This window comes from Rheinheimera sp. WS51, from assembly GCF_050936095.1.
Taxonomy (GTDB): domain Bacteria; phylum Pseudomonadota; class Gammaproteobacteria; order Enterobacterales; family Alteromonadaceae; genus Alishewanella.
The window spans coordinates 1-971 of sequence record NZ_JBOTRC010000047.1; the positions used below are offsets into that span (position 1 = coordinate 1).

At 44.2% G+C, this 971-nt stretch carries 2 protein-coding genes; both read right to left on the reverse strand.

Features of this window, described 5'->3' with window-relative positions; translation table 11 throughout:
- Positions 1-69: 69 nt before the first annotated feature.
- The gene (locus ACRCA4_RS14960; protein ID WP_433190376.1) at positions 70-369 is read right to left on the reverse strand and encodes a DUF1330 domain-containing protein; all 300 of its coding nucleotides are present in this window, start codon (positions 367-369) and stop codon (positions 70-72) included.
- 86 nt (positions 370-455) lie between these two features.
- Positions 456-737, reverse strand: a complete 282-nt coding sequence (locus ACRCA4_RS14965; RefSeq protein WP_306125639.1) for a hypothetical protein — start codon at positions 735-737, stop codon at positions 456-458.
- Positions 738-971 lie beyond the last annotated feature (234 nt).

A 971-nucleotide genomic window follows, 5' to 3' on the forward strand; every position in this document is an offset into this window, starting at 1 on the left:
TAACGCCCGCCACAAACGCGAGCAACTTGTTGCGAGTCGAGCCGCAAAGCGGCGTTTTGGTGGCGTTTGTTATGCAGTAGCATTCTCTACTGGCACCAATAAAAATTTACTTGCAGAGCCAGACTGGCGCGCTTGTTTAAACGGCTTATATTCCTCAGAATTGTAAAAGCCTAACGCATCCTCTTTGCTTGGAAATTGAGCAACTAAGCTAAACTGCGGCTTTTCTGTACCTTCCAGCAATTCAATCGCTGAAGATCTGGTTAAGTATTTACCACCAAATCGACTCACGAGGGGCGTAACTTTTAGAAGGTATTCATTGACCCATGATGGATCAGTGATATTGGTTTCAACTATGAAAAGATAACTCAATGTTTACTCCTACTGCATAACGCCCGCCACAAACGCGAGCAACTTGTTGCGAGTCGAGCCGCGAAGCGGCGTTTTGATGGCGTTTGTTATGTGTTTTGGACACTTAATTTCTTTCCTTTGAGATAGCACCATATAAAAGTTAAAACGCAAGCGGCTTTAAGAGCTAATAGTTCCAACGGTTTCCACCATGCGCCGGTCTCAGCTTCAATTATGTCTGATATGCCAAATAGAGTGAATGCAACTGTAGCTACCAGAAAAAGTGTTAGCCAACGATTATCTCTGCGTCTAATGAGAGCAGCAATTAGCATCCCTAATCCAATAATGAACCACAAGCCAGCTTCAATATGGTTGAACGTTTCTATGGTCATAATCTACACATAACGCTTTGCTAATTGGCTGCCGCAGCGCAGCGTAGGCAGTCCAGTGGAGGCCACGCTTTTTGTGGCCGGAACGAAATTAAGCAATTTGTTATACGTTTTTGCATTTACTTTCTTCATGGCTGCCACTTGTTTTTAGCTGAACGTCTTTGACTGAAGGGTTGGCATTTGAAAGTGCGACATAAACCTCAGCAACCATAACTGGCCCTGCACAATAGTCAACGT